This window comes from Xanthomonas sp. NCPPB 3582 (assembly GCF_041475735.2).
Lineage (GTDB): Bacteria > Pseudomonadota > Gammaproteobacteria > Xanthomonadales > Xanthomonadaceae > Xanthomonas > Xanthomonas codiaei.
On sequence record NZ_CM192968.1, the window covers coordinates 4,171,704 to 4,194,984 of the forward strand.

15 protein-coding genes are annotated in these 23,281 nt (G+C 68.2%); all 15 read right to left on the reverse strand.

Annotated elements, in window-relative coordinates:
- Positions 1-34: 34 nt before the first annotated feature.
- The gene (locus tag ACCQ05_RS17775; RefSeq protein WP_372391823.1) at positions 35-871 is read right to left on the reverse strand and encodes a glycosyltransferase family 2 protein; all 837 of its coding nucleotides are present in this window, start codon (positions 869-871) and stop codon (positions 35-37) included.
- Positions 868-3,177 (reverse strand): type II secretion system secretin GspD, encoded by a 2,310-nt coding sequence (gspD, locus tag ACCQ05_RS17780; protein WP_372391825.1) that lies wholly within the window; start codon positions 3,175-3,177, stop codon positions 868-870. Before gspD ends, ACCQ05_RS17775 begins: the two co-directional genes overlap by 4 nt.
- Positions 3,174-3,968, reverse strand: coding sequence for a type II secretion system protein XpsN (gene xpsN / locus ACCQ05_RS17785; protein ID WP_372391829.1), 795 nt, complete (start codon positions 3,966-3,968; stop codon positions 3,174-3,176). Before xpsN ends, gspD begins: the two co-directional genes overlap by 4 nt.
- On the reverse strand, positions 3,958-4,614 hold the full coding sequence (gspM, locus tag ACCQ05_RS17790) for a type II secretion system protein GspM (RefSeq protein WP_104539328.1): 657 nt from the start codon (positions 4,612-4,614) through the stop codon (positions 3,958-3,960). The genes xpsN and gspM overlap by 11 nt, the downstream gene beginning before the upstream one ends.
- Entirely contained in the window at positions 4,598-5,719 is a 1,122-nt protein-coding gene (locus tag ACCQ05_RS17795; RefSeq protein WP_104539329.1) for a PilN domain-containing protein, read from the reverse strand. Before ACCQ05_RS17795 ends, gspM begins: the two co-directional genes overlap by 17 nt.
- Positions 5,716-6,567 carry a type II secretion system minor pseudopilin gene (locus ACCQ05_RS17800; RefSeq protein WP_104539330.1) on the reverse strand — a complete coding sequence of 284 codons (852 nt, stop codon included), beginning with the start codon at positions 6,565-6,567 and terminating at the stop codon, positions 5,716-5,718. Before ACCQ05_RS17800 ends, ACCQ05_RS17795 begins: the two co-directional genes overlap by 4 nt.
- Positions 6,564-7,199 carry a type II secretion system protein J gene (locus ACCQ05_RS17805; protein ID WP_104539331.1) on the reverse strand — a complete coding sequence of 212 codons (636 nt, stop codon included), beginning with the start codon at positions 7,197-7,199 and terminating at the stop codon, positions 6,564-6,566. The genes ACCQ05_RS17800 and ACCQ05_RS17805 overlap by 4 nt, the downstream gene beginning before the upstream one ends.
- Positions 7,196-7,612, reverse strand: a complete 417-nt coding sequence (gene xpsI, locus ACCQ05_RS17810) for a type II secretion system protein XpsI (RefSeq protein ID WP_104539332.1) — start codon at positions 7,610-7,612, stop codon at positions 7,196-7,198. The genes ACCQ05_RS17805 and xpsI overlap by 4 nt, the downstream gene beginning before the upstream one ends.
- Complete coding sequence (gene xpsH, locus ACCQ05_RS17815) at positions 7,609-8,118, reverse strand: type II secretion system protein XpsH (RefSeq protein ID WP_228962558.1); 510 nt, start codon at positions 8,116-8,118, stop codon at positions 7,609-7,611. The genes xpsI and xpsH overlap by 4 nt, the downstream gene beginning before the upstream one ends.
- Positions 8,119-8,128: 10 nt before the next feature.
- Complete coding sequence (gene gspG / locus ACCQ05_RS17820; RefSeq protein WP_104539334.1) at positions 8,129-8,560, reverse strand: type II secretion system major pseudopilin GspG; 432 nt, start codon at positions 8,558-8,560, stop codon at positions 8,129-8,131.
- 228 nt (positions 8,561-8,788) lie between these two features.
- A complete protein-coding gene (gene xpsF, locus ACCQ05_RS17825) occupies positions 8,789-10,006 on the reverse strand; it encodes a type II secretion system protein XpsF (RefSeq protein ID WP_372391831.1) in 1,218 nt (405 codons plus the stop codon).
- A gap of 265 nt (positions 10,007-10,271) precedes the next feature.
- Entirely contained in the window at positions 10,272-11,999 is a 1,728-nt protein-coding gene (gene gspE / locus ACCQ05_RS17830; RefSeq protein WP_372391833.1) for a type II secretion system ATPase GspE, read from the reverse strand.
- Between the two features lie 130 nt (positions 12,000-12,129).
- A complete protein-coding gene (locus tag ACCQ05_RS17835; protein WP_372394157.1) occupies positions 12,130-14,013 on the reverse strand; it encodes a S8 family serine peptidase in 1,884 nt (627 codons plus the stop codon).
- Between the two features lie 220 nt (positions 14,014-14,233).
- Entirely contained in the window at positions 14,234-20,815 is a 6,582-nt protein-coding gene (locus ACCQ05_RS17840) for an ESPR-type extended signal peptide-containing protein (protein ID WP_372391835.1), read from the reverse strand.
- Between the two features lie 521 nt (positions 20,816-21,336).
- On the reverse strand, positions 21,337-23,217 hold the full coding sequence (locus ACCQ05_RS17845) for a S8 family serine peptidase (RefSeq protein ID WP_372391837.1): 1,881 nt from the start codon (positions 23,215-23,217) through the stop codon (positions 21,337-21,339).
- Positions 23,218-23,281: the final 64 nt, after the last annotated feature.

Sequence of the window (23,281 nt, forward strand, 5' to 3'; positions counted from 1 at the left end):
CCAGTGCAAGGTGTCTACCTGGAGTGGAGGCGGCCTAACCGAACAGCCGGTGCTGCGGATCCGGCGGTGGCAGCTCGGCCAGCAACTGGCTCAGCTGATCGCGCTGCGCGCGTAGCGGGTCATGCATGAGGAAACCGGCCAGCCGCGCATGCCAGGCTGGCCAGCGGGTGGCCAGGGCATCCATGTCGCCGTCGGCCGGATACCCTTCGTGCGGCGAGCCGACGAAGGCGCTCTCGCACAGCACATTGCGCCAGCCCAGGCCGCCCATGCGCAGGCTCAGGTCCACCAGCGCGGCGTACCACGAGCCGTAACTGCTGGCATCCAGGCCGCCGGCCTTGCGGCGCGCACTGCCGCGCAACAGCACCGCATGGCCGACCGCCGACGGCAGTTCCGGGTGCAGCGGCGGCATCGCCGCGCAGGCACTGGCAAGCCGTTGCGGCGCCTCCGGCATGGGGTTGAGTTCACCCAGCCGCGGCCAGCTGCAGGCTTCGCCCACATTGCTCCATGGCGTGGCGGTGGCGATGGCGGCGTCGCGCGCGAAACATGCGCTCAACTGGCCCAGCCAGCCCGGAAACGGGCAGGCGTCCACGCCCAGCACCGCAACATCGGCATCGCCGCAGGCGCTGAGCATTTCATCCAGATGCGCCACCTCGCCCAGCATGCGCTGGCGGCGGGTGTGATGTGCCTGCAACCGCGTGCGTGCCAACCAGTGTTCGATCACCGCGCGTCCGCGCGGGCCGGCCTGCGCATCGTCGGCCAGCCACACCCGCGTGCCGGCCGGCGTGGCGGCATCCAGCGCGCCCAGGCAGGCATCCAACGCCTCGTCGTCGGTGCCCACCGGCACCAGCACGACGGGCAGCGCCGCACTCATTGCGGCTTCTGGCTGGGTTTCAACGGCTCCATGGCCTTGAACTTCTGCCCGTACTCGTCGGTGAGATTGCGCGCTTCCTGCGGGTTGCGCACGATCGAGGGGGTGATTAGCACGATGACTTCGCGGCGGTTGTTGTCGCGGGTTTTGCTACCAAACAGGGCCCCTACAACTGGCAACTTACTTAGGAACGGCACGCCGGAGCTGCCATCGGTCGTGCTGTCATCGATCAGCCCAGCCAGCATCATGGTGTCGCCACTCTGCACCGCAGCTTCAGTCTTTACGCGACGTGTATTGATATCGACGTTGCAGGCAGCGCTATTGACTGTGGTAGTTGCCACCGCCGTACACGCTGCAGGTCGTGCACCGGGTGTGCTGACTTCCTGCACGATATCCAGGAACACCATGCCGTCCTTGGTGACCCGCGGACGCACTTTCAGGATCACACCAGTATCGATGTACTGCACCGAAGAGAAACTGCTGTCGCTGCCCAGACCGGTGTTGATCGAAGTGGAATTGATCGGAATTCGTGAGCCAACATTGAGTGTGGCCTCGGCGTTGTTACGCACAAACACCGATGGCGTCTGCAGCAAGCGGACATTAGTCACCCGGTCGAGCGCGCTGATGACGGCTGCGGCATTTTTGCCAAGGAATGTCCAGCCAACGCCGTTGCCAGTCACGCTACCAGCAATGTCGCCCCAGATATTACGGCCCGCAGCCGGTGGCAAGGCAGGTCCGCCACTGCCATCGGCATTGAACGGTGTTGTCACCGCATTCTCGAAGTACCAGTTCACGCCATAACTTAGCTCGCCGGTCAGATTGACCTCCGCAATCTGCGCCTCGATATGCACCTGCATCGGCATCACGTCGAGCTTTTCGATGACGTCGCGGATGGAATTCCAGGACTGCGGGGTGGAGCGCACCAGCAAGGTGTTGGTTTCGGCCACTGCCGACACGCCGACCTTGTCGCCCTCCACTTCCAGCGTCACCGCGCCGTTGCCGTTGCTGCGCGGCGACAGCTGCAGGCTGCCGTTGCCCAGGCCGCCGCCGGTACTGCCGCTGCCCATGCCGCTGCCGCCGCCGAACTCGCCGCCCACCGTGCCGCTGCTGCCACCGCTCTCGCCGATGCTGCCTCCGGTCAGGCCGGAGCTGCCGCCCATGCTGCTGTCGCGATTGCCCAGCTGGCCGCCCAGCACGCTGGTTTCCGCCCCCGGTGCCAGCGAGGCGTTCGAGTCGCCGCTATTGCCACGCCCGCCGAATACTTCCGCCAGGCGATCGGCCAGATCCTTGGCCTTGATGTATTTGAGCTCGTAGGAAAACAGCCGCACGCCGCCACCGGCACTGTCGATGCGGTCCAGCCACTGCTGGATCTGGTCCAGGTAGCGCGGCTGCGGCGTGATCACCAGCACCGCATTGGCGTTATCCAGCGGCATGAAGCGGAACATGCCGGCGCTGGGCGTCTTGCTCTGTTCGCCGAATACCTTTTCCAGATCGGCGCTGACCTTCTCGGCCTTGCCGGACTGGATCGGGAACACGCCCACCGACATGCCCGACAGCCAGTCCACGTCGAAGATCTGCACGGTGCGCAGGTAGTTTTCCAGCTCGGCACGGGTACCGCCCAGGGTGATCACATTACGCGCCGGGTCGGTGCCGACGATGGCGTTCGGGCGCGCGTAGGGTTCGAGCACCTTCTTCATTTCGCTGGCGGAAATGAACTTCAAGGGCACCACGCGCACCTCGAAGCCGCGTGCGGCCGAGGGCGATGCGGTGCTGGGCGCCACCGTGCCGGCCAATGCCTGGTCGGCCGGCACGATGTTGTAGCGGCCACCGCTGAACACCATGCGCGCATTGTTCCAGCCCAGCACCATCTCCAGCAGGTTCAGCGCCTGCGCGGGCGAGACCGGGTTGGGCGTGGCCAGGGTCACGGCGCCCTGCACGCCGGGCGCGATGACGTAGTTCTGCCCGAGCATGTCGCCCAGGATCGCCTTGACCACCGCCTGCACCGATTCGCCTTCGAAGTTGAAGGTGGCGCTGCCGCTGCTGGCCATGCCCAACGTGGGCGCCGGCGCGCCAGCCGCGCCCTGGTTGATCATGGTGCCGCTGCCACGGCGGATCACCGGGCTGGGCTTGGCGCTGGCATTGCCGTCGGCACGCTGCTCGGCGGGGGTCTGGGTGGCGCCGGCGGCGCCGACTTGCGGGTCCAGGCGCGCATTGCGGCGCACGTCCGGCGGCGGAGTGGTGGCGCAACCGGCCAGCAGGCCAATCAGCAGGGACACGGGAAACAGGCGCGGCGTCATGCGTTCACTCATTGGGTCTGACCGGGGGTAGAGCCGCTCTGGCGCTGCTGTTGCAGCTGGCGGCGTCGGGCTTCGATGCGTTCGCGGATGGCCCGCATCTGATCGTCGGAGGGGCGTGGGGCTTCCTGTGCGCCATCGCTGCGCTGCGGCGGCACCGTCGGCGGTGCCTGCCCGCCGGGCTGCTGCGGCGGCGTGGACGGCTGCGGCTGCGGCTGCTGTGGCGGTTGCACGGTCGCGGCGGCATCGGGCGGCGGTAACGGCGGGGTGCCAGCGGCGGCGCCACGCGCGGCGGCGTTGGCAGTGGGCGGCTGCCCGCCCTGGCCGTTGAACACGTGCAATTCCAGGGTCTGGGTACCGCCGGGGCCTTCGATGGTTGCGCTGCGCGGCTGCAGCGCCAGCAGGCGCCAGCCCTTGACCGCCTCGCCGCCCAGCTGCACGCGCACCGAATCCTGTGGGTCCAGGGTCAGCGTGGCCATCTTGAAGTTCTCGGTCAGCAGCACGCCGGTCAGGCGCACCGTCGACGCCGCGCCGCTGCCGTCGTTGCCGGACAGGAAGAACGGGTGCGGCAGGCGATCTTCGGCGAAGGCCGGGTGCGCGGCGATCTCCGAATACTTCTCGAAGGCCCCCAGGCGCTCAGGCGCCGGCGCCGGCAGGGTGGGCAGGCGTTGCACCAGCGCCGGGTCGTCCGGCAGCAGGTCCACCCGCTTGCCCAGCCCGGCCACCGCCAGGATGCACACCAGCAGCGCCCAGCCGACCACGGTGGCCAGCAGCCAGGTGCGCAAGCCGATCAGGTCAAGGCGCATTGCTGGCCTCCCCGGCGTCGGCGGCAGCGGCGGGCGCGGCATCGGTGTTCAACGGCGCGGCGCTGGCGCCCGGGCGCAGATAGCCGGCCAGTTCGAAGGCGATATCCAGGCCGTTGCCGCTTTCGTTGGGCGAGAGTTGGTAGCGCTGCGCCATCACGTTGAGATTGTCCACGAACAGGCGCGGGGTGCCGTTTTCCAGGCTGTACAGCACCGAGGCCAGCTCCGGGGTGCCGCAGCGCAGGCGCACCTGCACCGCCACGCGGGTGAAGCGGTCCTTGCTTTCCGGCTGCAAGGGCGAGCGGTTGCTGATGGCGCAGCTGCGGTTGCCGGGGCTGGCTTCCACCACCGCGCGTTCCAGCCGCTGCACCAGTCCGGCCGAGGCCAGCTCGGCGGAGGTTTCCGGCAGGAAGCCGGGGCGGCTCTCCAGGGTCTGGCGCGCCTGCTGCAGCCGTTTGCTGACTTCCGGTGCCTGCTGCAGCTGCACGCGCACGCGCAGCTCGCGCTCGCGCAGCGCTTGCAGTTCGTCCTGCACGGCGATCATCGGCTGGGTGAACCACGGGTGCACCAGCACCAGGTAGGCCACGCCCAGCACCAGCAACAGCAGGCCCAACGCGATCCAGCGGTCGCGTTTAACGTTGCGTGGCATCGGCCGCCTCCTTCGCATCCGGGCCGGCCAGCTCGGCGGTGATGGTAAAGCGATCGACATTCCGACCGGCATCGCTCTGCAGCACGCCGGTCAGCGAAGGCGTGCGCCACAGCGGCGAGCCTTCCAGACGGCGCACCAGCGAGGAGGCTTCGTTGCTCAAGCCGATCAATTGCAATTGCCCGCCTTCGACCGAGAATTTTTCCAGATAGGTACCGCCCGGCAGACGCCGGCTCAGCTCGTCCCAGATCTCCACCGAGGTCGGGCGCGTGGCACGTTGTTTCTGGAAGAAGTTGGCGCCTTCGACCAGGTCCATCAGTTGCTGGCGTTCGGCGGCTACCTGGCGCGCGCGCGCGGCATTGGCCTGCACCTTGGCGCGCAGGTCGTCGGCGGCCTGGCGGCGATTGTCCAGCAGCAGCCAACCGGCCACCGCCAGCAACACCACGGCGGTAGCGGCAAGCAACAGGTTCCAGCGCTGCATCGGGTCGCTGCGCCGCAGGCGGCGCGCCGGCGGCAGCAGGTTCACGCCCAGCGGCGCGCCCTGCGCATCGGCCACGTCGATGCCGGACAAGGCCGTGGCCCAGGCATCGGGCACACCGGCCGGGCCATCGATCATGCGCCGCGGCACCACCACCAGTTCGGCATCGAGCTGGCCGTCTTCGCGCACGTCGAGCACGCGTGCATCGAAATACACCTGGTCGGCAGTGAACGGGGTTTGCCGGTCGATCTCGAAACGCGCCACATCCTGCAGCCGCGCGGCGGCGGCGGCCGGCAGGCGCAAGGGGCGCCGCAAGGTGTGTGCGGCCGGCAGCAGCCAATGCCGCGGCAGTCCGTCCAGCGCGGTCGGCAGCACGGCGTTGACTTCCTGCGGCTGCACCGGCCAGGGCAAGCTGGCGATCGCCTCGCGACTGTGATCGCGCTGGCGCACCAGGTGCAGGGTTTCGCCATCGAGCTGCAACAGCAGACGCGCCTGCGACAGGCCCAACTGCCATTGCCAGCGCTGCGGCAACCACGCCAGCAGCGAATGCTGCCACCAACGCCAGAAGCCTCCGGCTCCCGGCATGGCGCGTACGCCGATACGACCCAAGGTATCCCGCCATGCGGTCATTGCACTGCTGCTCCCTCTTCCCAACGCAACACGGTGTAGGCCGATCCCGGCAAGGCAGACGCGCTGGTGGACACCACCGCCCGCAATACAGCCTCGCGTCCCTGACTCAGTCGCGCCCGGCTCTCGATACTATAAGTGTCAGAGCCACCGACCGTCGCCTCGCTGCCCGGCAAACCCAGCGGCGCGTCACGCTGCGCCAGCAGTTGCTGCGCATCCAGCCCCATCGCGGTCAACACCGGGCCAGGCGCAAAGCGCGCTTCCGGACGCGAGCGCCCGCTGTACAGGGTGATGTTGGGCAGCAGCTTGCGATACAGCTCGCTGTCCATGCCCAGCACCAGACGCAGTTCGCCCAGGGTTTCGAACGGGCTGTCCTTGGCGCCGTACGGCAGGCCGGCATCGGCATAATCACGGTCTTCGGCGCCGCCGCCGGGCTGGCTCAGCGAATCGCCATCGCGCCAATCGACGATGGCGCCGGCAATGCGCGTATCGCGGCCCTGTTCGCCGCCAACCGCACGCACCAGCCCGGCCAGCAGCGCCGGCTCGGCCATGTTCAGATCCACCTTGCCGCTTTCGTCGGTGATGCGGATTTCCACCGTGGCATCGTCCATTCGCCAGCGATAGCGCCGGCCATCCGCGCGCCAGCGCGCCTGGGTGTCGGTGCTTTGCAAGCGCGAGAGTGCGTATTCCAGGCCGGCACGCGCATATTCCTGCGCCTGTGCGCCGTTGCGCAGCATGCTACCCTGCAGGGCTTCCACCCGTGCGGTCAGCGCAAATGCACCGATCATCGCGGTGAGCAGCGCGATCAACCACAACACCAGCACCAGCGCGGCACCGCGCGCCCGGCTCATTGCCCCGCTCCCGGGTTGCTGGATTGCGGCAGCGCCACCACCACCGGCGGCCACGGCGCATCGTTGCTGCGGATCTCGATGCGCACCATCAGCGGCAGCCGGTCATGCCATTCCCACTGCGGCAGCCAGGCGCTGAGGCGGCCATTTTGCGGGTCCATGCCGCGATAACGAAAGCTCACCTGTTGCACGCCGTCGGCCAGCGTCTCCGGCGGCAAGGCGGTGCCTTCTTCGATCGACTTGCCCGATTGCAACATGGTCAGCGCAATCTGCAGGCGGCGCTGCTCGCCATCGCCAACCACCGACAGGTCGTGCAGATACGGGCCGCCACGGCCCAGATAATCCGGGATGTCGGCGGCAAAGCGCATGCGTTGCGGCTCGCCGACGAACAGCATCGGCTGCTGGCTCTGCGGATCGATGCCCATGGCCAGCGGCAACGCGGCCGCCAGCCGTCGGCGCAGGAATTCTTCCACCGCACGTACGCGCTCGCTGCGCTGGGCGATCGCTTCGCCACGCTGGCTCACTGCGCTGGCCGAGCGCAGCGTGGCGAAGGCCAGCGTCAGCCCGCCGACCAGCAACATCGTGGCCAGCAACACCTCGATCAAGGTGAAGCCTGTATTGCGCGAGCGGCTCACAGCGTCCCGTCCTGCGCGCTGGCCGCGACCAGGCGCAAGGTGCGCCATTGCAGCAATTGGTTGGGCGCATCGCCCCAGCGCACCACCAGGGTCAACTGCAGCAAGCGGTGTCCGCCCGGCGCAACCGGCGCCTGCGGATTGCGCCGCGGCTCGTCGTAGGGGCGCACGTCCATCGACCAGCGGAAGTGCCCATTTTCAAAAGTGCCCTGCTGCTGCTCGGGAACCAAGGGTTTTTCCATGCCCTGCATGGCCAGCAACGACTGCGCGTGCAAGGTGGCACGCGTGCTTTCATCGGCCGCACGCACCTGGCGCGCCGCACCGGACAACGACCCCAGCAACAGGCTCAGCGCCAGCGCGAGCAACGCGAAGGCGACGATCACCTCGATCAGGCTGTAACCGCGCTGCCGCTTCATGGCGCCGACGTCCGCAGCGGGCCGGAACGTACTTCGCCGGTGATCCAGCCCACATCCACGCGCCAGCGCGCGTCCTTGACCTGCAGGTCGATCCGGCCGCCGGTGGATGCACCATCGGGAAAGAACTGGATCGCGCCCTGGTCCTGGCGCGATTGCACCTGGCGCGCGCCGGTGAAGCGCACCTCAAGTGACGCCGGCAGGTCGCCGCGGTGGCCGCCGGGCGCTTCCCAGCGGCGTTGCTGCGGATCGATCAGAAACCGCTGCGGCGTGCCGGTGGCGATGGCCTGGGTGCGCGTATAGCGCAACTGCGAGGCGATCGCCTTGCCGGCAGTGCGCAGCCGCATGCCGTCGATACCACCGTTCAACGCGGCGGCAGCCAGCACGCCGGCCACGGCGATCAACGCAATGACCAGCAGCATTTCCAGCAGCGAACTGCCACGCGTGCGCCTGCCCCCAGAGCCGACCACTGCATGCGGGCAACGCAACGGCGGACGCGCAACGCGCATGTCGTAAGGCTTATTGGTACTTGATGTCCGCGTCGTAGCTGCTGCCACCGGGGCGGCCGTCCTTGCCCAGGCTCATCAGATCGAACGGCTGGCCATCGCCGGGCACGCGGTATTCGATGGTGTGGCCCCACGGGTCGTTGAGTTCGGCCGGCTTGGCGTACGGGCCCAGCCAACCGCTGCTGCCGCCGGGCTGGGTGACCAGGTCGTCGAGCTTGCCCGGCAACTTGCCGGTGTCGAGCTGGAAATTCTCGATCTTGCCGGCCAGGGTCTGGATCTGCGATTTGGCCAGGTTGGCCTTGCCGCGATCGGCGCCGCCCAGCACACGACTGCCCACCAGGGTCAACACCGCGCCGATCAGCACGATGACGATGATGATTTCCAGCAGGCTCATGCCGGCCTGGGCTGCACGCGACGGACTGCGGGTAATGGAACGCTTGATCATGAACGATTTCCTTGCACGTCGATGAAGGATGCTGCCGCCAGCAGATGACACGGCGACCATTGCATTGGTTCCCGCGTGGGTGTTGAGCGGTCACCTGAACGTTGTGGTGGATACCCCGCACAGCTGAACGCACTGCGCGACGCTACCGAAGTGTACGAGCGATACCTGCCGATGCCGAGCCCCGCTCGGGTCCGGCTGACGGCAACGCAGCGGTGTGGGTCATTGCACTCAGCCGATCGCATTGGTGAGGTCATACAGCGGTACCAGCACCGAAATGATGACAAGCCCCACCACCGAGGCCAGCACCAGGGTGATCAACGGCACCAGCGCCGCCAGTGCGCGATCGATGGCCTGCGCGGTTTCCAGCTCGAAAGTGTCGGCGGTCTTGAGCAGCATGGTGTCCAGGGCGCCGGATTCCTCGCCCACCTGGATCATCTGCAGCGCCAGCCGCGGGAACCGCTTGCCGCGTGCCAGCGACACCGACAAGCCATGGCCGTTCTTGACATCGTCGGCAGCAGTGGCCACGTCCTCGACCAGCGCGGTATTGGACATCACGTTACGCGCGATGCCGATCGCCGCCAGCAGCGGCACGCCATTGCGCAACAAGGTGCCCAGCGTGCGCGTGAGCCGTGCGGTTTCCAGTCGCGCGATCAGGCTGCCGATCACCTTCTGGCGCAACAACCATTCGTCCAATGCTGCACGGAACGCCGCATTGCGACGCTTGCGATCCAGCCACAGGCCCAGCACGCCCGGCACCACCACCAGCACGATCCACCAGTCGCGCACCAGCAGGCCCACGCTCAGCACCGCCTGGGTGAACCACGGCAAGGCGACATCCAGGCTCTCGTACATCTGCGCGAACTGCGGCACCACATAGCCGAGCAGGAACAGCAGCGCGCAGCCCACCACCGCCAGCAGGATCGCCGGATAGATCAGCGCGTTGATCACCTTGCCCTTGAGCGCGCGGCTGCGCTCCAGGTAATCGGCCAGCCGCTGCAAGGTGTCCTGCATGCTGCCGCCGGCCTCGCCGGCGCGCACCATGTTGATGTACAGCTTGGAAAACAGCCCGTGCTGGCGCTCCAGCGCCGAGGACAGCGGCGCGCCACCGCGCACGGTGTCGCGTACATCGGCGATCACGCGCCGGCTTTTGTCGTCGTCGGGCAGGTCCATCAGGATCGACAGGGCGCGATCCAGCGGCTGCCCGGCGCCGATCAGGGTGGACAGCTGCTGGGTGAACTGCACCAGCGCCGCGTTGTCGAACGGCTTCTTGCGCAGCAGCATGCGCAACGACGGCGAGTCGTTTTCGCCGGTAGCCAGGCGGGTTTCCACCGGCAGGTGGCCCTGCTCCTGCAGCCGCAGCGCCACCTCGGCATCGTTGGCCGCTTCCATCTGGCCATCGAGCATTTCGCCGTGGGCGTCGAGCGCTTTGTAGCGGTAGAGGGGCATCAGTAAACGCCGGGACCGGGGACCCGGGACCGGGGACCCGGGAAAGGCAGCACAGTGCAGCACTGCAACCTGGCAGCGCACTGGTCAGCGCATGCGACGTACCGCGCCGCGCCCTTGCCTCGGCTGTTCCCGGGTCCCCGGTCCCCGGTCCCCGGTCCCGCACAAAGCGACTCGCGGCAAGGCTGAGCCGAAGCCGCAGCCCTGCCCTTGCCTTGGCTATCCCCGGGTCCCCGGTCCCGGGTCCCCTGTCCCGTCGCCCCACCGATCACGCATCCTCCGTGACGCGCAACACTTCCTCGATGGTGGTTTCGCCACGCAGGGCCTTGGACAGGCCGTCTTCGTACATGGTGCGCATGCCGGCCTGGCGGGCCAGCTGTTCGATCTCGCCCATGCCGGCGCGGCGCATCACCGCACGCCGCAGCTCGTCGTTCATCACCAGGAATTCGACGATGGTGGTGCGACCCAGATACCCGGTCGGCGCCGCCGCCGAGGGACGCGGGCGATACAGGAAGATCTCGCCATCGGGCTGCAGGCGGCGCAGGTTGAAGCGTTCGATCTCCTCCGGCGATGCGGCATAGCGTTCGGCGTTGGCCAGATCGAGCTTGCGCACCAGGCGCTGCGCCAGGATGCCGTTGATGGTGGAGGTGAGCAGGTAATCCTCCACCCCCATGTCGAGCAGGCGGGTGATGCCGCCGGCAGCGTTGTTGGTGTGCAGCGTGGACAGCACCAGGTGGCCGGTGAGCGCGGACTGGATCGCGATACGCGCGGTTTCCAGATCGCGCATTTCGCCGATCATGATGATGTCCGGGTCCTGGCGCACGATGCTGCGCAGCGCGTTGGCGAAATCCAGCCCGATCTGCGGCTTGGCCTGGATCTGGTTGATGCCCTCGATCTGGTATTCCACCGGATCTTCGACGGTGATGATCTTGACGTCGGCGGTGTTGAGCTGGCTCAGCGCAGTGTACAGCGTGGTGGTCTTGCCCGAGCCGGTGGGGCCGGTGACCAGCATGATGCCGTGCGGCTGCTCCAGCACCTTGCGGAACTGCGGCAGGAATTCTTCGGTGAAGCCGAGCTTGTAGAAGTCGAACACCACCGTTTCGCGGTCCAGCAGGCGCATCACCACGCTCTCGCCGTGCGCGGTGGGCACGGTGCTCACGCGCAGGTCCAGCTCCTTGCCCTGCACGCGCAGCATGATGCGCCCGTCCTGCGGCAGCCGGCGCTCGGCGATGTTGAGCTTGGCCATGATCTTGATGCGGCTGATCACCGCGGCGGTGAGCTTGGCGGGCGGGCTTTCGCCTTCCACCAGCACACCGTCCACGCGATAGCGCACCTTGAGCCGGCTTTCGAACGGTTCGATATGGATGTCGGAGGCGCGCAGCTCCACCGCGTGCTGGATCACCAGGTTCACCAGCCGGATCACCGGCGCTTCAGAGGCCAGGTCGCGCAAGGCCTCGATGTCGTCGCTGCTGTTGGCGTCGCCGTCGGCGGTTTCCACGATGGTGCCCATCGCGCTGCGGCCCTGGCCATACCAGCGCTCGATCAGATCGTCGATTTCCGAGCGCAGGCCAACCTGCAGGAACAGCGCACAGCCGGTGGCAAGACGGACCGCATCGATGGCGTAGTCGTCGTACGGGTCGGCGATCCACAGATCCAGCCGGCCATCGCGTTCGCCCACCGGGCACAAATGGAATTGCTTGAGAAACCGCAGCGACAGCCCCTGCACTTCGGGCAGCATTTCCGGCGGTGTGTCGCCGAGCTGGCGCGCGTCCACCAACGGCAGGCCGAGCACGTCGGCGCAGGTCTCTGCGTGATCGCGTTCGGACACCAGGCCCAGACGGCCGAGCAGGGCCAGCAGGCCCATGCCCGATTCGGCCTGCAGCTGGCGCGCGCGCAGCAGATCGGTGTCCTTCAGACGGCGGCGTTCAAGCAGCGCTTCGACGATGCGCATCTCCGCGCTTCGATGCTCAATTGGATCGACGGCAACCGCGTTCACACTCGTCTCCACTGGTCCGGCGCCGACTGTAGCAGTTTGCCGCGACGATCAACCGCACGCATCTGAATCGCCCTGAAAAACGATGCCCCCGGTGATGAGCCGGGGGCATCGGTCACACTATTGTCCGCACTTACTGTCGCGCGACGAGCGTCACCTTCGCATAGTCCATCGCACCCACCAGCTTGATGTAGTAAGTGCCCGCCTTGGGCGCGGTGAAGCGCACGGTCTCGCTGTTGCCCGGACGCGTGGACTTGGCGTCGAAGCTGGTGGCGCTGGGCTCGGCCTCATGGCTGACGTAGACCGACACATCGCCGGTGCCGCCGTAGGTCATGAAGCTCAGCACCGCGCCGGCCTTGGCCTCGAAGCTGTACAGCGTGGAGCTGCCATACGTGCCGCTCAGGCCGGTCAGCGGCACCTTGTTGGTCAGCGCGATGGCGGTCGGGGCGCAGGTCTCGGTGTCCGGATCGCACGGCTCTTCGAGCACCGCTTCCAGCGCGGCCTTGGCATCGACGATGCCGCTGCCGATCGGGGTGCTGGCCGGCGGGGTCACCGGGAAGCGGCGGCTGGTCTGCTTGAGCAGGGCCTCGACCGCGGCCGGGGTCAGCGGGCCTTCGCCCAGGCCGATGGCCGCGCTCTGCACCAGGGCCACGATACCGGCCACGTGCGGGGATGCCATCGAGGTGCCGCCCATTCCCATGTACGTGTAGGAACCGGAGGTCGGAGTGGTGGCGCCGGTGTAGCCGGACTGCCAGACGTAGCCGCCCGGGTTGCCGTCCACGCTGCCGCCACCGCCCGGGCCGGACAGATCGACCTTGCTGCCGTAGTTGGAGTAATAGGTGATGCCGCCATTGATGCGGGTAGCACCGACGGTGATGGTGTTGTTGCAGCTGGCCGGCGAATGGTTGGCCGCATCCTCGCCATCGTTGCCGGCCGCCACTACCACGGTGGTGCCGCGCGACACCGCGCCATTGATCGCCAGCTGGGTCGCCGAATCGCAGGCACCGCCGCCGCCCAGGCTCATGTTGATGACTTCGGCCGGGTTGGTGTTGGCGGGAACGCCCTCGACCGTACCGCCGGAGGCCCACACGATCGCATCGGCGATGTCGGAGGTATAGCCGCCGCAGCGGCCGAGCACACGCACCGGCAGCACGGTGGCCTTCGGCGCCACGCCTGCCATGCCGACGCCGTTGTTGGTCGCTTCGGCCACGGTGCCCGCGACATGGGTGCCGTGCCAGGAGCTTTCCGCCGCGGTCGAGCCGGGGTAGCAGACATTGTCGGCTTCTTCCCAGTCGCCGTAATCCAGCGCACCAGGCACGCGGGCATCGGTCGGACGGCGCGAGACTTCCGCATCGGTGATGAAGTCATAGCCCTGCAGCAGGTTGCCGGCAAAATCCGGATGACCCGGCAGGATGCCGGTATCCAGCACCGCCACCACCACGCCGGCACCCTGCGACAGGTCCCAGGCGGCCGGCGCGTTGATGCCGCCGTTCGGGTTGCTCAGGTGCCACTGGTACTGCGCGTACAGCGGGTCGTTGGGAACCAGCTGCGGGCTCACGTCGGTGGCGGCAACGCTCTTGTTGATCTCCACCGGGCGCAGCATGCGGTCGATCTGCACGTCGGCCACGGACGGATCGTTGCTCAGTTCGACCACGACCTTGTCCACCTGCGCGGCGGTCAGGGTGCTGGACAGCTTGATCAGGTCCGAGCCGATGCCCAGCTTGCGCACGTACGTGGCCTTGGCAGCGGCAGCGCTGCTGCGTGCGCCGGTGCTGGCGCCAACGCGGCCGACTGCGGCCTGCACCGCACCCAGCTTGCTGCTGCGATCGGTCGCAGCGGCGGTATTTTCCTTGTAGCGCACGATCAGGCGGCTACTGAAAGCGGCGCCGGCCGGAGCTGCCTGGGTCGGTTCCTTGACCAGCAGTTTCGGGGCGGCTGCCAGGGTGCCGGAGGCACCGAGCGCCATCATCAGGATGGCGCCGGTCAGCGGGGTGAGGCGGAAAGTCTTGTCGATCACGGTGAAGTCCTCTTCGTGTTTTTCGTGAATCAGGCTTGGAGCAGCGTCGAAAACGCCGTGCAGCCGCTGCGCGGCCTGCGGTGCTTTCTCGATCGCCCCTGGTACGGCCATTCCTCCATGCGAATCCGTTGGCTGGCCTAGCCACGGTCCTTGCCCGCCCCCTCAGGCCCTGCCCTGCCGCGACGGCGCACATCGGCGCCGCCGCGTTTGATGCAACCGCTTACCAGCCGAAACCGGCACCCACGCCGATCGAACGGTCGTCGCCGCTGAGCGCACCGCCCACGGTCAAGGTGGCGCGCGGGCTGATCGCACGCTGGTAACCCACCGACAACGCCGATTCGCCGTTCTGGAAACCGACACCGGCACCGATGCGGTTGGGCGAGGCGATACCCGCCACGCTGGCGGACATGTTCAACATCGCCGAGCTCATCGCACCCTGGCGATCCAGGCGACGGTTCTGCCTGCGCAGACGGTCCTCGATATCGCCCTGGTAGCTTTCGAAGCTATCGGCCATCGCGCTGTAGCGGCTGTCGGTGTAGCTGTTGGCCGCGGCAACCCCGCTGTCCAGCTGGCCCTTGTTGACCGCATCGGTGGCACGCGTACCGGCGGCCACATTGGCCACCTGACGCTCGCCGCCCACGCTGCCCACCGACACCGTATTGGCGCGGTCGGCGACCGAGCCCTGGCCCAGTGCCACGGCACCCTGCGCGGTGGCACGGGCGCCCTGACCGATCGCGGTGCCGGACGCAGCGGTCACTTGCGCGCCTTCGCCCATGGCCACCGCATTGGTGGCCACTGCCGCGATCTGCGTGTTGGCGCCCACCGCCGTGCTGCCATCGGCATTGACGCGTGCGTTGGAGCCGATCGCGGTGTCGTTGGGGCCGTGCGCATAGGCGCTGCCGCCGATGGCCGTGCCGGTCACGTGATTGGCCACCGCGGCGGTACCGACTGCCGTGGAGGTCGCCGCCGGGGTGATGCTGCCAACCGCTGCCGTGGTCGGCGTGCCCTGCACGCCGGCGGTTGCGCCGCTCCCGTTGCCTGCAGCAGCCGCCGGCACCGGCGCATTGCCCGGCGACACCGGACGTGCAGGAGTACCGGCAATCGCAGTGCCAGTGCGCACGTCCAGCTCGCTGACCTTGCTGTCCAGCGCGGTCAATGCAGCGCCCACGTTGTTGTAGCTGGCACCCTGGATCACATAGGTCGGCGCCACGAACACGCCTTGCGCACCGATCGCCGCGCCACCGCCGAGGAAGCTGGCCGCATTGCTCAGCGCCTGGTACAGCTGGCCACCGTTGATCGCATCGGTGCTGACATCGGTGATCGCACCGGCACCTACATTGACGATGCGACGCGTAGCCGGGCCACCGCGGCCATTGCCGCTGCCCACAGACACGGTGTTGGCGTCGTAGGTGCGCGATCCCGAGCCCAAGGCCACAGAATCCGAACCGCTGGCACCGGCATTGGCACCCAGTGCCACGGCATTGCTGCCGCTTTCGCGCACGAAGGAGTTGTAGCCCAATGCAACGCCGTTCTCGCCGATCGAGTTGGTCTGACGGCCCATCGCGGTGCTGTTCACGCCGCTGGCGCTGCTGTCCACGCCCATCGCGCTGGCACCGGTGGCCGAGGCCTTGCTGCCGGAAGCGATGGCGACGCTGCGTGCGCCAGTGGCAGCGGCACCTGCGCCGGCGGCAGTGCTGCGATCGCCCTCGGCCGTGGCCACGCCATCGCCGGTGGTCTTGAACTTGCTGCTGGTGTTCTGCACATCCGCAGACAACGCATCCAGCTGGCCCTTGTTCACCGCGTCGGTCGCCGCCTGGCCATCGCTGACATTGACGATGCGACGCGTGGCCGGACCGCCGCGGCCATTGCCGCTGCCGATCGACACCGTGTCCGCGTCATAGGTACGCGAGCCGGCGCCCAGGGCCACCGAGTTGGCACCGGTGGCGCCGGCATTGGCACCGAGCGCCACGCCATTGACCGCGCTCTGCCGCACGAAGGAGTTGTAGCCCACCGCAGTGGCGTTTTCGCCGATCACATTCACCTGACGACCGACACCGGTGCTGTTGATGCCGGTGGCCGACGCATCCACGCCGACCACGCTGGCACCGATCGCATCGGCGCGGCTGCCGCCGCCCACCGCCAGCGTGTTGTCGGCCAGCGCGGCTGCGCTCTGGCCCAGTGCACTGGCGTTGAGGCCATCGGCAAAGGAATTCCAGCCAATCGCCGTGGTGTAGTCCGCCGTGGCCCACGCACCCGCGCCGAAGGCCGCCGCGCCGGTACCCGACGCGCGCGCCGGAATGAAGCCGAAGAACGTGCTGCCGCCGACGGCGACGCTTTCATCGCCGGTGGCTTCGCTGAATTCACCCACGGCCACGGCGCTGGCGCCGGAGGCCTGCGCTGCGGCACCGACTGCGGTGCTGTAGTCGCTGGATGCCACTGCGCCGTAGCCCAGTGCAGAAGACAACCGGCCGGTGGCTTCGCTGTAGCCACCGAACGCGGCGCTGCCGACATCCGACGCGGCGCTGCGGAAGCCCATCGCCGTGGCCTGGTTGGCCGAGGCAACTGCCTCGTTGCCCACCGCCGTGGTGTAGGTGGAACTGGCCTGTGCGCCGGCGCCGTTGGCGGTGGCGCCCACATCTGCGGCAAGCGCGTCGCTGCCGAACGCGCTGCTGTTCTCGCCCAGCGCCTGCGCATTGCTGCCCACCGCTGCACCGCCGATGCCGCTGGCCAGTGCATTCAGGCCGACCGCCGTGGCCGTATCGGCAACGGCTTGCGCGCCGGCACCCAGGGCGGTGGTGCCGCTGCCGGTGGCATTGGCGCCCTCGCCTGCTGCCAGGGCGTTATCGCCCTCGACATACGCGCCGGCATCGCTGTCATCGCTGCCGCTGGCCTGGAAGTACTTGCTGGTGGCCGCGCCGGCCTCGGCAACGGCGTTGAGCTGATCCAGGTTCACCGCATCGGTGCCCTGCGTACCGGCGGCGACGTTGGTGATCTGCCGTTCGTTGCCGGCACTGCCCACCGACACCGCGAAGTCGCGGTCGGCGACCGAATCGGCACCCAATGCCACGCTGCTTTCGCCGGTGGATTCGGCGAAATTGCCGAGTGCGGTGCTGTTGAGGCCCGGCGCCCATGCCGCGCCGCCCACGGCGGTGGAGTAGTCGCCGGAGGCTTCGGTCGGCAGCAGGCCGAGCAAGGCGCCGCCAACCGACACGCTGTGGTAGCCACTGGCCACACTGCCCTGGCCTGCGGCGACGCTGTAGGCGCCTGTTGCGGTGGCATCACCGCCCACGGCCACCGTGTTCGAACCGCTGGCGGTGCTGAAATTACCCAGCGCAGTGCTGTTGAAACCGCTGGCGGTGGAATACCCACCCAGGGCGGTGGAGTAGTTGGACGTGGCTTCGGCGCCGAAGCCGAACGCCGCGGCGCTGGTGCCGTTGGCGACACTCTCCGCGCCGACGGCGGTGGCCGATTCGCCGCTGGCGCTGGCGAAATACCCCATCGCGGTGGATTCGCTGCCCTGCGCCTCGCTCAACGCGCCGACCGCCAGCGAACCATCGCCATAGGCGCCTGCCGCTGCGCCGAGCGCGGTGCTCTGCGCGCCGGCCGCTTCGCTCTCGCCACCCACGGCCACGGCGTAATCGCCGCTGGCCTGGCTGAAGGCACCATGGGAAACGCTGCCGAAACCGCTGGCCGCCGCGTTGTAGCCGGCGGCATTGGCGTATTGCGCGGTGGCGCTGGCACCGCTGCCGATCGCCACGGCACCGATGGCGGTGGCCTGGCTGCTGGCACCGAAGGCGCTGCTGTAATCGCCATCTGCGGTGGCATCCGAGCCGGCGGCAGTGGCATCTTCGCCCTGCGCCAGCGCGGTGCCTTCACCGGTGCCGGAATACAGGCGCGCGGTATTTTCGGCAGCGCCAGCCACGGCGTTGAGCTGGTCCAGATTCACCGCGTCGGTGCCTTCGGTGCCGGCAGCGACATTGGTGATCTGGCGCTCGCCGCCGACCGTGCCCACCGACACCGTGTTGGCGCGATCAGCGAGCGAGCCTGCACCCAGCGCAACGCTGTTGTCGGCAGGGGTATACGCACCGCTGCCAAGGCTGACGCTCTGCGCGCCCGAGGCGTTGGATTGCCAACCCAGCGCGACGCTCTCGTTGCCACCCGCATAGGATTGGCCGCCAAGCGACGTGGCGCTCTGGCCAGCCGCGACTGCATAGGTGCCCACAGCGATCGACGCGAGGTTGGTTGCAGACGCATTCGCGCCCAGCGCCGTGCTGTCATCGCCGTAGGCGACACTTTCCGTACCGATCGCGGTGCCACCGTCACCCCACGCCACACTGGCAAGGCCCAGCGCGGTCGACGCGGTTCCGTTGCCGATGCTGTCGTAACCGATCGCCGTTGCACCGCGCTCGTTGGCGACGCTGTAGCCGCCGACGGCGGTGCTGGAAGCTCCCAATGCCCTGCTGTCGGCACCGAGCGCGGTAGCGTGGATACCGCTGGCGCTGCTGTAGGCCCCCATCGCCGTGGCGTAGACGTCGCTGGCGCTGGCGTAGCTGCCAACGGCAGCGGTACCCGTCGCAGCGGCCTGACTGCTTGCACCGAATGCAATGCTTTCGTCGCCCGACACGTTGCTGGAGACGCCCAGCGCAACGCTGTCGGTGCCGCTGGCGTTGCTCTGCGCACCGATCCCGATCGCGCGCTCACCGCCGCTCAAGGCGGTGTTGCCGATCGCGATGGAGCCGGTGCCACCGGCACCCGAACTGAACCCCAGCGCCACGCTACCCTCGCCGTAAGCAGTGCTTTCCGCACCCACCGACGTGCTCAGATCGCCCCATCCCACGCTGGCGAACCCCAGCGCGGTGGATTCGAGCCCGTTGCCGATGCTCTCGAAACCGATCGCAGTGGCACCGCGGCCTTCGGCCACGCTGGTGCTGCCGACCGCCGTGCCATAGAAGCCCGACGCCGTGCTGTCCGCGCCCAGCGCGGTGGCGTAACGGTCGCTGGCAACGCTGTTGAAACCCACCGCGGTGGCATTGTTGAAATTGGCCACCGCACCGCTGCCGACGGCGGTGGTGTTGATGTCCGACGCCAGGCTGCTGGAGCCCAGTGCGGTGCTGTAGTCGCTCAGCGCCGATGCGTTGGAGCCGGCAGCCACGCTGTCGACACCTTCGGCCAGCGCGCTGCCGTTTCCGGTGGCAGCAAAGCTGCGCGCGGTGGCCGAAGCCACATCGGACACAGCGGTGAGCTGATCCAGGTTCACCGCATCGGTGCCTTCGGTACCGGCAGCGACGTTGGTGATCTGGCGTTCCGCACCGGCAGCGCCCACCGACACGGTGTCGGCGCGCGTGGCCACCGAATTGGCGCCCAGCGCCACCGAGTTGGCGCCGCGCGCGGTGCTGTAGTAGCCCAGCGCCGTGCTCAGTTCGCCGCTGGCCCAGGATTCCGGGCCAACCGCGGTGGCGCCCTCGCCAGGCGCGTAGGCGAAGTAACCCACTGCGGTGGCTTCGCTGCCGGAGGCTTCGCTCAGCGTGCCCACCGCGGTGGTGTAGGTGCCCGAGGCGATCGCACCGGCGCCCAGCGCCGTCGACGCATCGCCACTGGCCTGGGTCTGCACGAAGAAGCCCAGCCCCGGAATCAGATCCACCGGGCCGCCCACGGCGGTGCTGCTGGTGCCACTGGCGCTGGTCTGGGTGCCGACGGCGGTGGCGTAATCGCCAGCGGCGTTGGCCACCGCACCGAACGCGGAGGACTGCGCGCCGGCGGCATAGGCACCGACGCCGAACGACGAGGCGGCAAAGCCATCGGCATTGGCGCTGGCACCGACGGCGGTTCCGCCAACGCCGGCACTGGTGGCGCCGGTATCGACCGGCACGCCGCCGTTGGTGATCAACGGCTGGCCGTCTTCGTCCACTGCCGCGCCGCCAACGGCCACGCTGGCGGGGCCATTGGCCTGTGCGTTATGGCCGAATGCCGCGCTGTTCTGTCCCGATGCCAGTGCGTTGGATCCCACTGCCGTCGCGTTCTCGGCCACCGCATTGGCGCCGGTGCCCAGCGCGGTGGTGGCGGTGCCCACTGCATTGGCACCGTCGCCTGCGGCCAGGGCGCGCTCGCCTTCGACATAGGCGCCGACGCTGTCTTCGCCCGGGCTTGCCTTGAAGAACGTTGCGGTGTCTTCGGCCACATCGGCCACGTCCTGCAACTGCGCCACGTTCACCGCATCGGTGGCGTTGACGCCGGCGCTGACGTTGGTGATGCGGCGCGTGGCCGGGCCACCGCGGCCATTGCCGCTGCCCACCGAGACCACGTCGTCTTCGTGGGTGCGCGAGCCTGCGCCCAACGCGACCGAATTGGCGCCGGTGACGCCGGCATTGGCGCCCAGCGCCACGCCGTTTTCGCCTGCCTGGCGCACGAAACTGTTGTAGCCGATCGCCACGGCGTTCTCGCCGATGGCATTGGTCTGGCGCCCGATCGCGCTGCTGTTCACGCCACTGGCGCTGCTGTCGGCGCCGGTGGCCACCGCGCCGGTCGCACTGGCATGGCTGCCGGCACCGATGGCGGTGGCCTTGGCGGCAGGTGCCGACGCACCGCGGCCGACTTCGACCGATTGCGCGCTGGCGGGGAGAGGGGTGACGAAGCCGGCGCTACCCAGCGCCAAGGCGATGGCAGCGGCCAGTGCCAGGCTCTGCCGGCGGTCGATGAGCGAGGCCTGCGCTACTGCTCCAGGGCTGTCGCCGCTGGCCAGTTCCGAGGCCACCGCCCACACACCCAACGATTTGTTCCAGACCTTGCGATAAATCCGATTCATCGACGTACGACTCCTGAGTTGTTGGGACTGGTTTTTGTCGAACCCCCACCATCGAATGGCCCTGCGAGCCAGGCGATTCCCCGTGGTTGTTGGCGCCATGTGCCGATCGGCGGTGCGCGGCGAACGCCTGCACCCTGGATAGTCAAAAAGTGAACGCTACCCAACCATAGAACTGCGCAGAGTGTTAACAGCCGTCAAATCGGGCGTCAAGTTTTTGACAGGAAGCGAAGTTAAGTGTGTTTTTTGTCACACTTCTGCTTGCTTTTATTATTTTTTTGATAATTCTTTGGAAAACATGGACCTAGATCATGTCCTTGGAGACATTTCCAGACTGAATGGCTGGAACCGCCAGGGACAAAAAAAGCCCGCTGGCAGGACGCCAGCAGGCTTGGTTGCGCAAAATTGCAGGTCAGCGGCCGGTCAAACCTCGGCCCAGGACTGCCCGCGCGGTGCCCCCGACCCGTGGGGGCGACATGCGCCAAAGAACCGGCGTGGCGCCGGTGTCCGTGCGCGGCGGCGGATCATTGACGCGCCATCACGCTCACCCCACTGAAGCGCGGCCCCTGCAATTTGACGATGTAGGTGCCGGCGCGCGGCGCGGTGAAGCGCACCGTCTGGCTGGTGCCTACGCGTGTGGAAGCACCGTCGTTGTCGGTGGCGCTGGGCTCGCGCCCCAGGCCCACGTACAGCGACGACTGGCCGCCCCCGCCAAAGCTGATGAAGCTCAGCACCGCACCGGCCGCGGCGTCGAAGCTGAAGATCTGCGCATCGCCGGCAACATTGGACACCCCGCGCTCGGGCACGTTGTTGCGCAAGGCCACGGTGTCCAGGCGGCAGCCGATATCGCCGGCGGCGCAGCGGCGCAACGCACGCGTCACCGCTGCACCGGCATCGACGATGCCGCTGCCGGCAGGCGTGGCGGCCGGCACGGGCACCGGGAATGCACGCGCGCTGCGCTTGAGCAGGCGTTCCAGGTCTGCCGGCGGCAGTGCCGCGCGGCCGTCGGCGATCAGCGCGCTCTGCACCAGCGCGGCTACCCCGGCCACATGCGGTGAGGCCATCGAGGTGCCGGCAAAATCCACGCCGAGATAGGTGAACTGGCCCGATGTCGGCGTGGTCAGCCCGGTGTAGCCGGTCTGCCAGACCCAGCTGTCGATCGGTCCATCGAGCGGGGTACCGCCCTGGGTCAGGCTCGCAGCGCCGCCGGGCCCGGCAAGATCGATCTGCGCGCCGAAATTGCTGTAGAAGGCCAATGCCCCGGTCGCACCGGTGGCCGCCACGGCGACGACATTGGCGCAACCGGCTGGCGATATATCGGCCACATCGACAGCGCTGTTGCCGGCAGCCGCCACCACGGTGGTGCCGCGCGCCACGGCGCTGTCGATGGCGAGCTGCATGGCCGTCTCGCAGCCGCCTCCGCCGCCCAGGCTCATGTTGATCACCTCGGCCGGCGTGGGATTGTCGGGCACGCCATCGACGTGGCCGCCGGATGCCCAGACGATGGCGTCGGCGATATCGGAGATGTAGCCACCGCAATGACCAAGCACACGTACCGGCAGGATCTTCGCCTTGTAGGCCACGCCCGCGCCGCCAATGCCATTGTCGGTCACCTCGGCGACCGAGCCGGCCACATGCGTGCCGTGCCAGGTACTGGGCTGGGCCACCGAGAAGATCCCGCAATCGCCGTCCTGCGCCACCCAATCACCGCGATCCAGGGCACCGGGCACGCGCGCATTGCTGGGGCGCCGCGACACCTCGGCATCGGTGATGAAGTCGTAGCCCGGCAACACGTTGGCCGCCAGATCCGGATGCGTGGGCAGGATGCCGGTATCCAGTACCGCCACCACGATGCCCTCGCCCTGGCTCAGCGCCCAGGCGGCCGGCGCATCGATACCACCCACCGGATCGATCAGATGCCATTGGTTGGTCTGCAGCAGCGGGTCGTTGGGCAGGCTGCCGCCGCTGCTCTGCAGCGGCACCTTCATCCGATCGATCTCGGCGTATTCCACCGCCGGGTCGGCACGCAATTCGCCCAGCACGCGCTCGGCGTCGCCACGGTCCAGCGCGCGCGGCAAGCCGATCACCTCCGCACCCACCGACAGCGTGCGCAGGCGCAGCGGTTGTGCCGGTTGCGCACCACCGCGCGCAACCGGCGCCAGCTGGATCGAGGCGCGGTGGGCGGCCGCCGTGACGCTGTTGATCGACGTCGATGCACTGCGCGTGACAGCGGGATTGCGATATTTGACGATGAGCCGTTGCACCGGCGCATCGTCGATGGCCTGCTGGCGCCGCTCGCCGGCATCGCTGGTACCAGGGTCGGCAGCGGATGCCGCGCCGCCGAGCGACAGCGCGAACGCAGCGCAGACCACGGCCAGGTGTTTGGAAACATGCGAATGGATCACGGGAATATCCTTGTGCTGGGAAAACTGCCAATGAGGGAGAAAGCCGCACCACCTGCACGGCAAG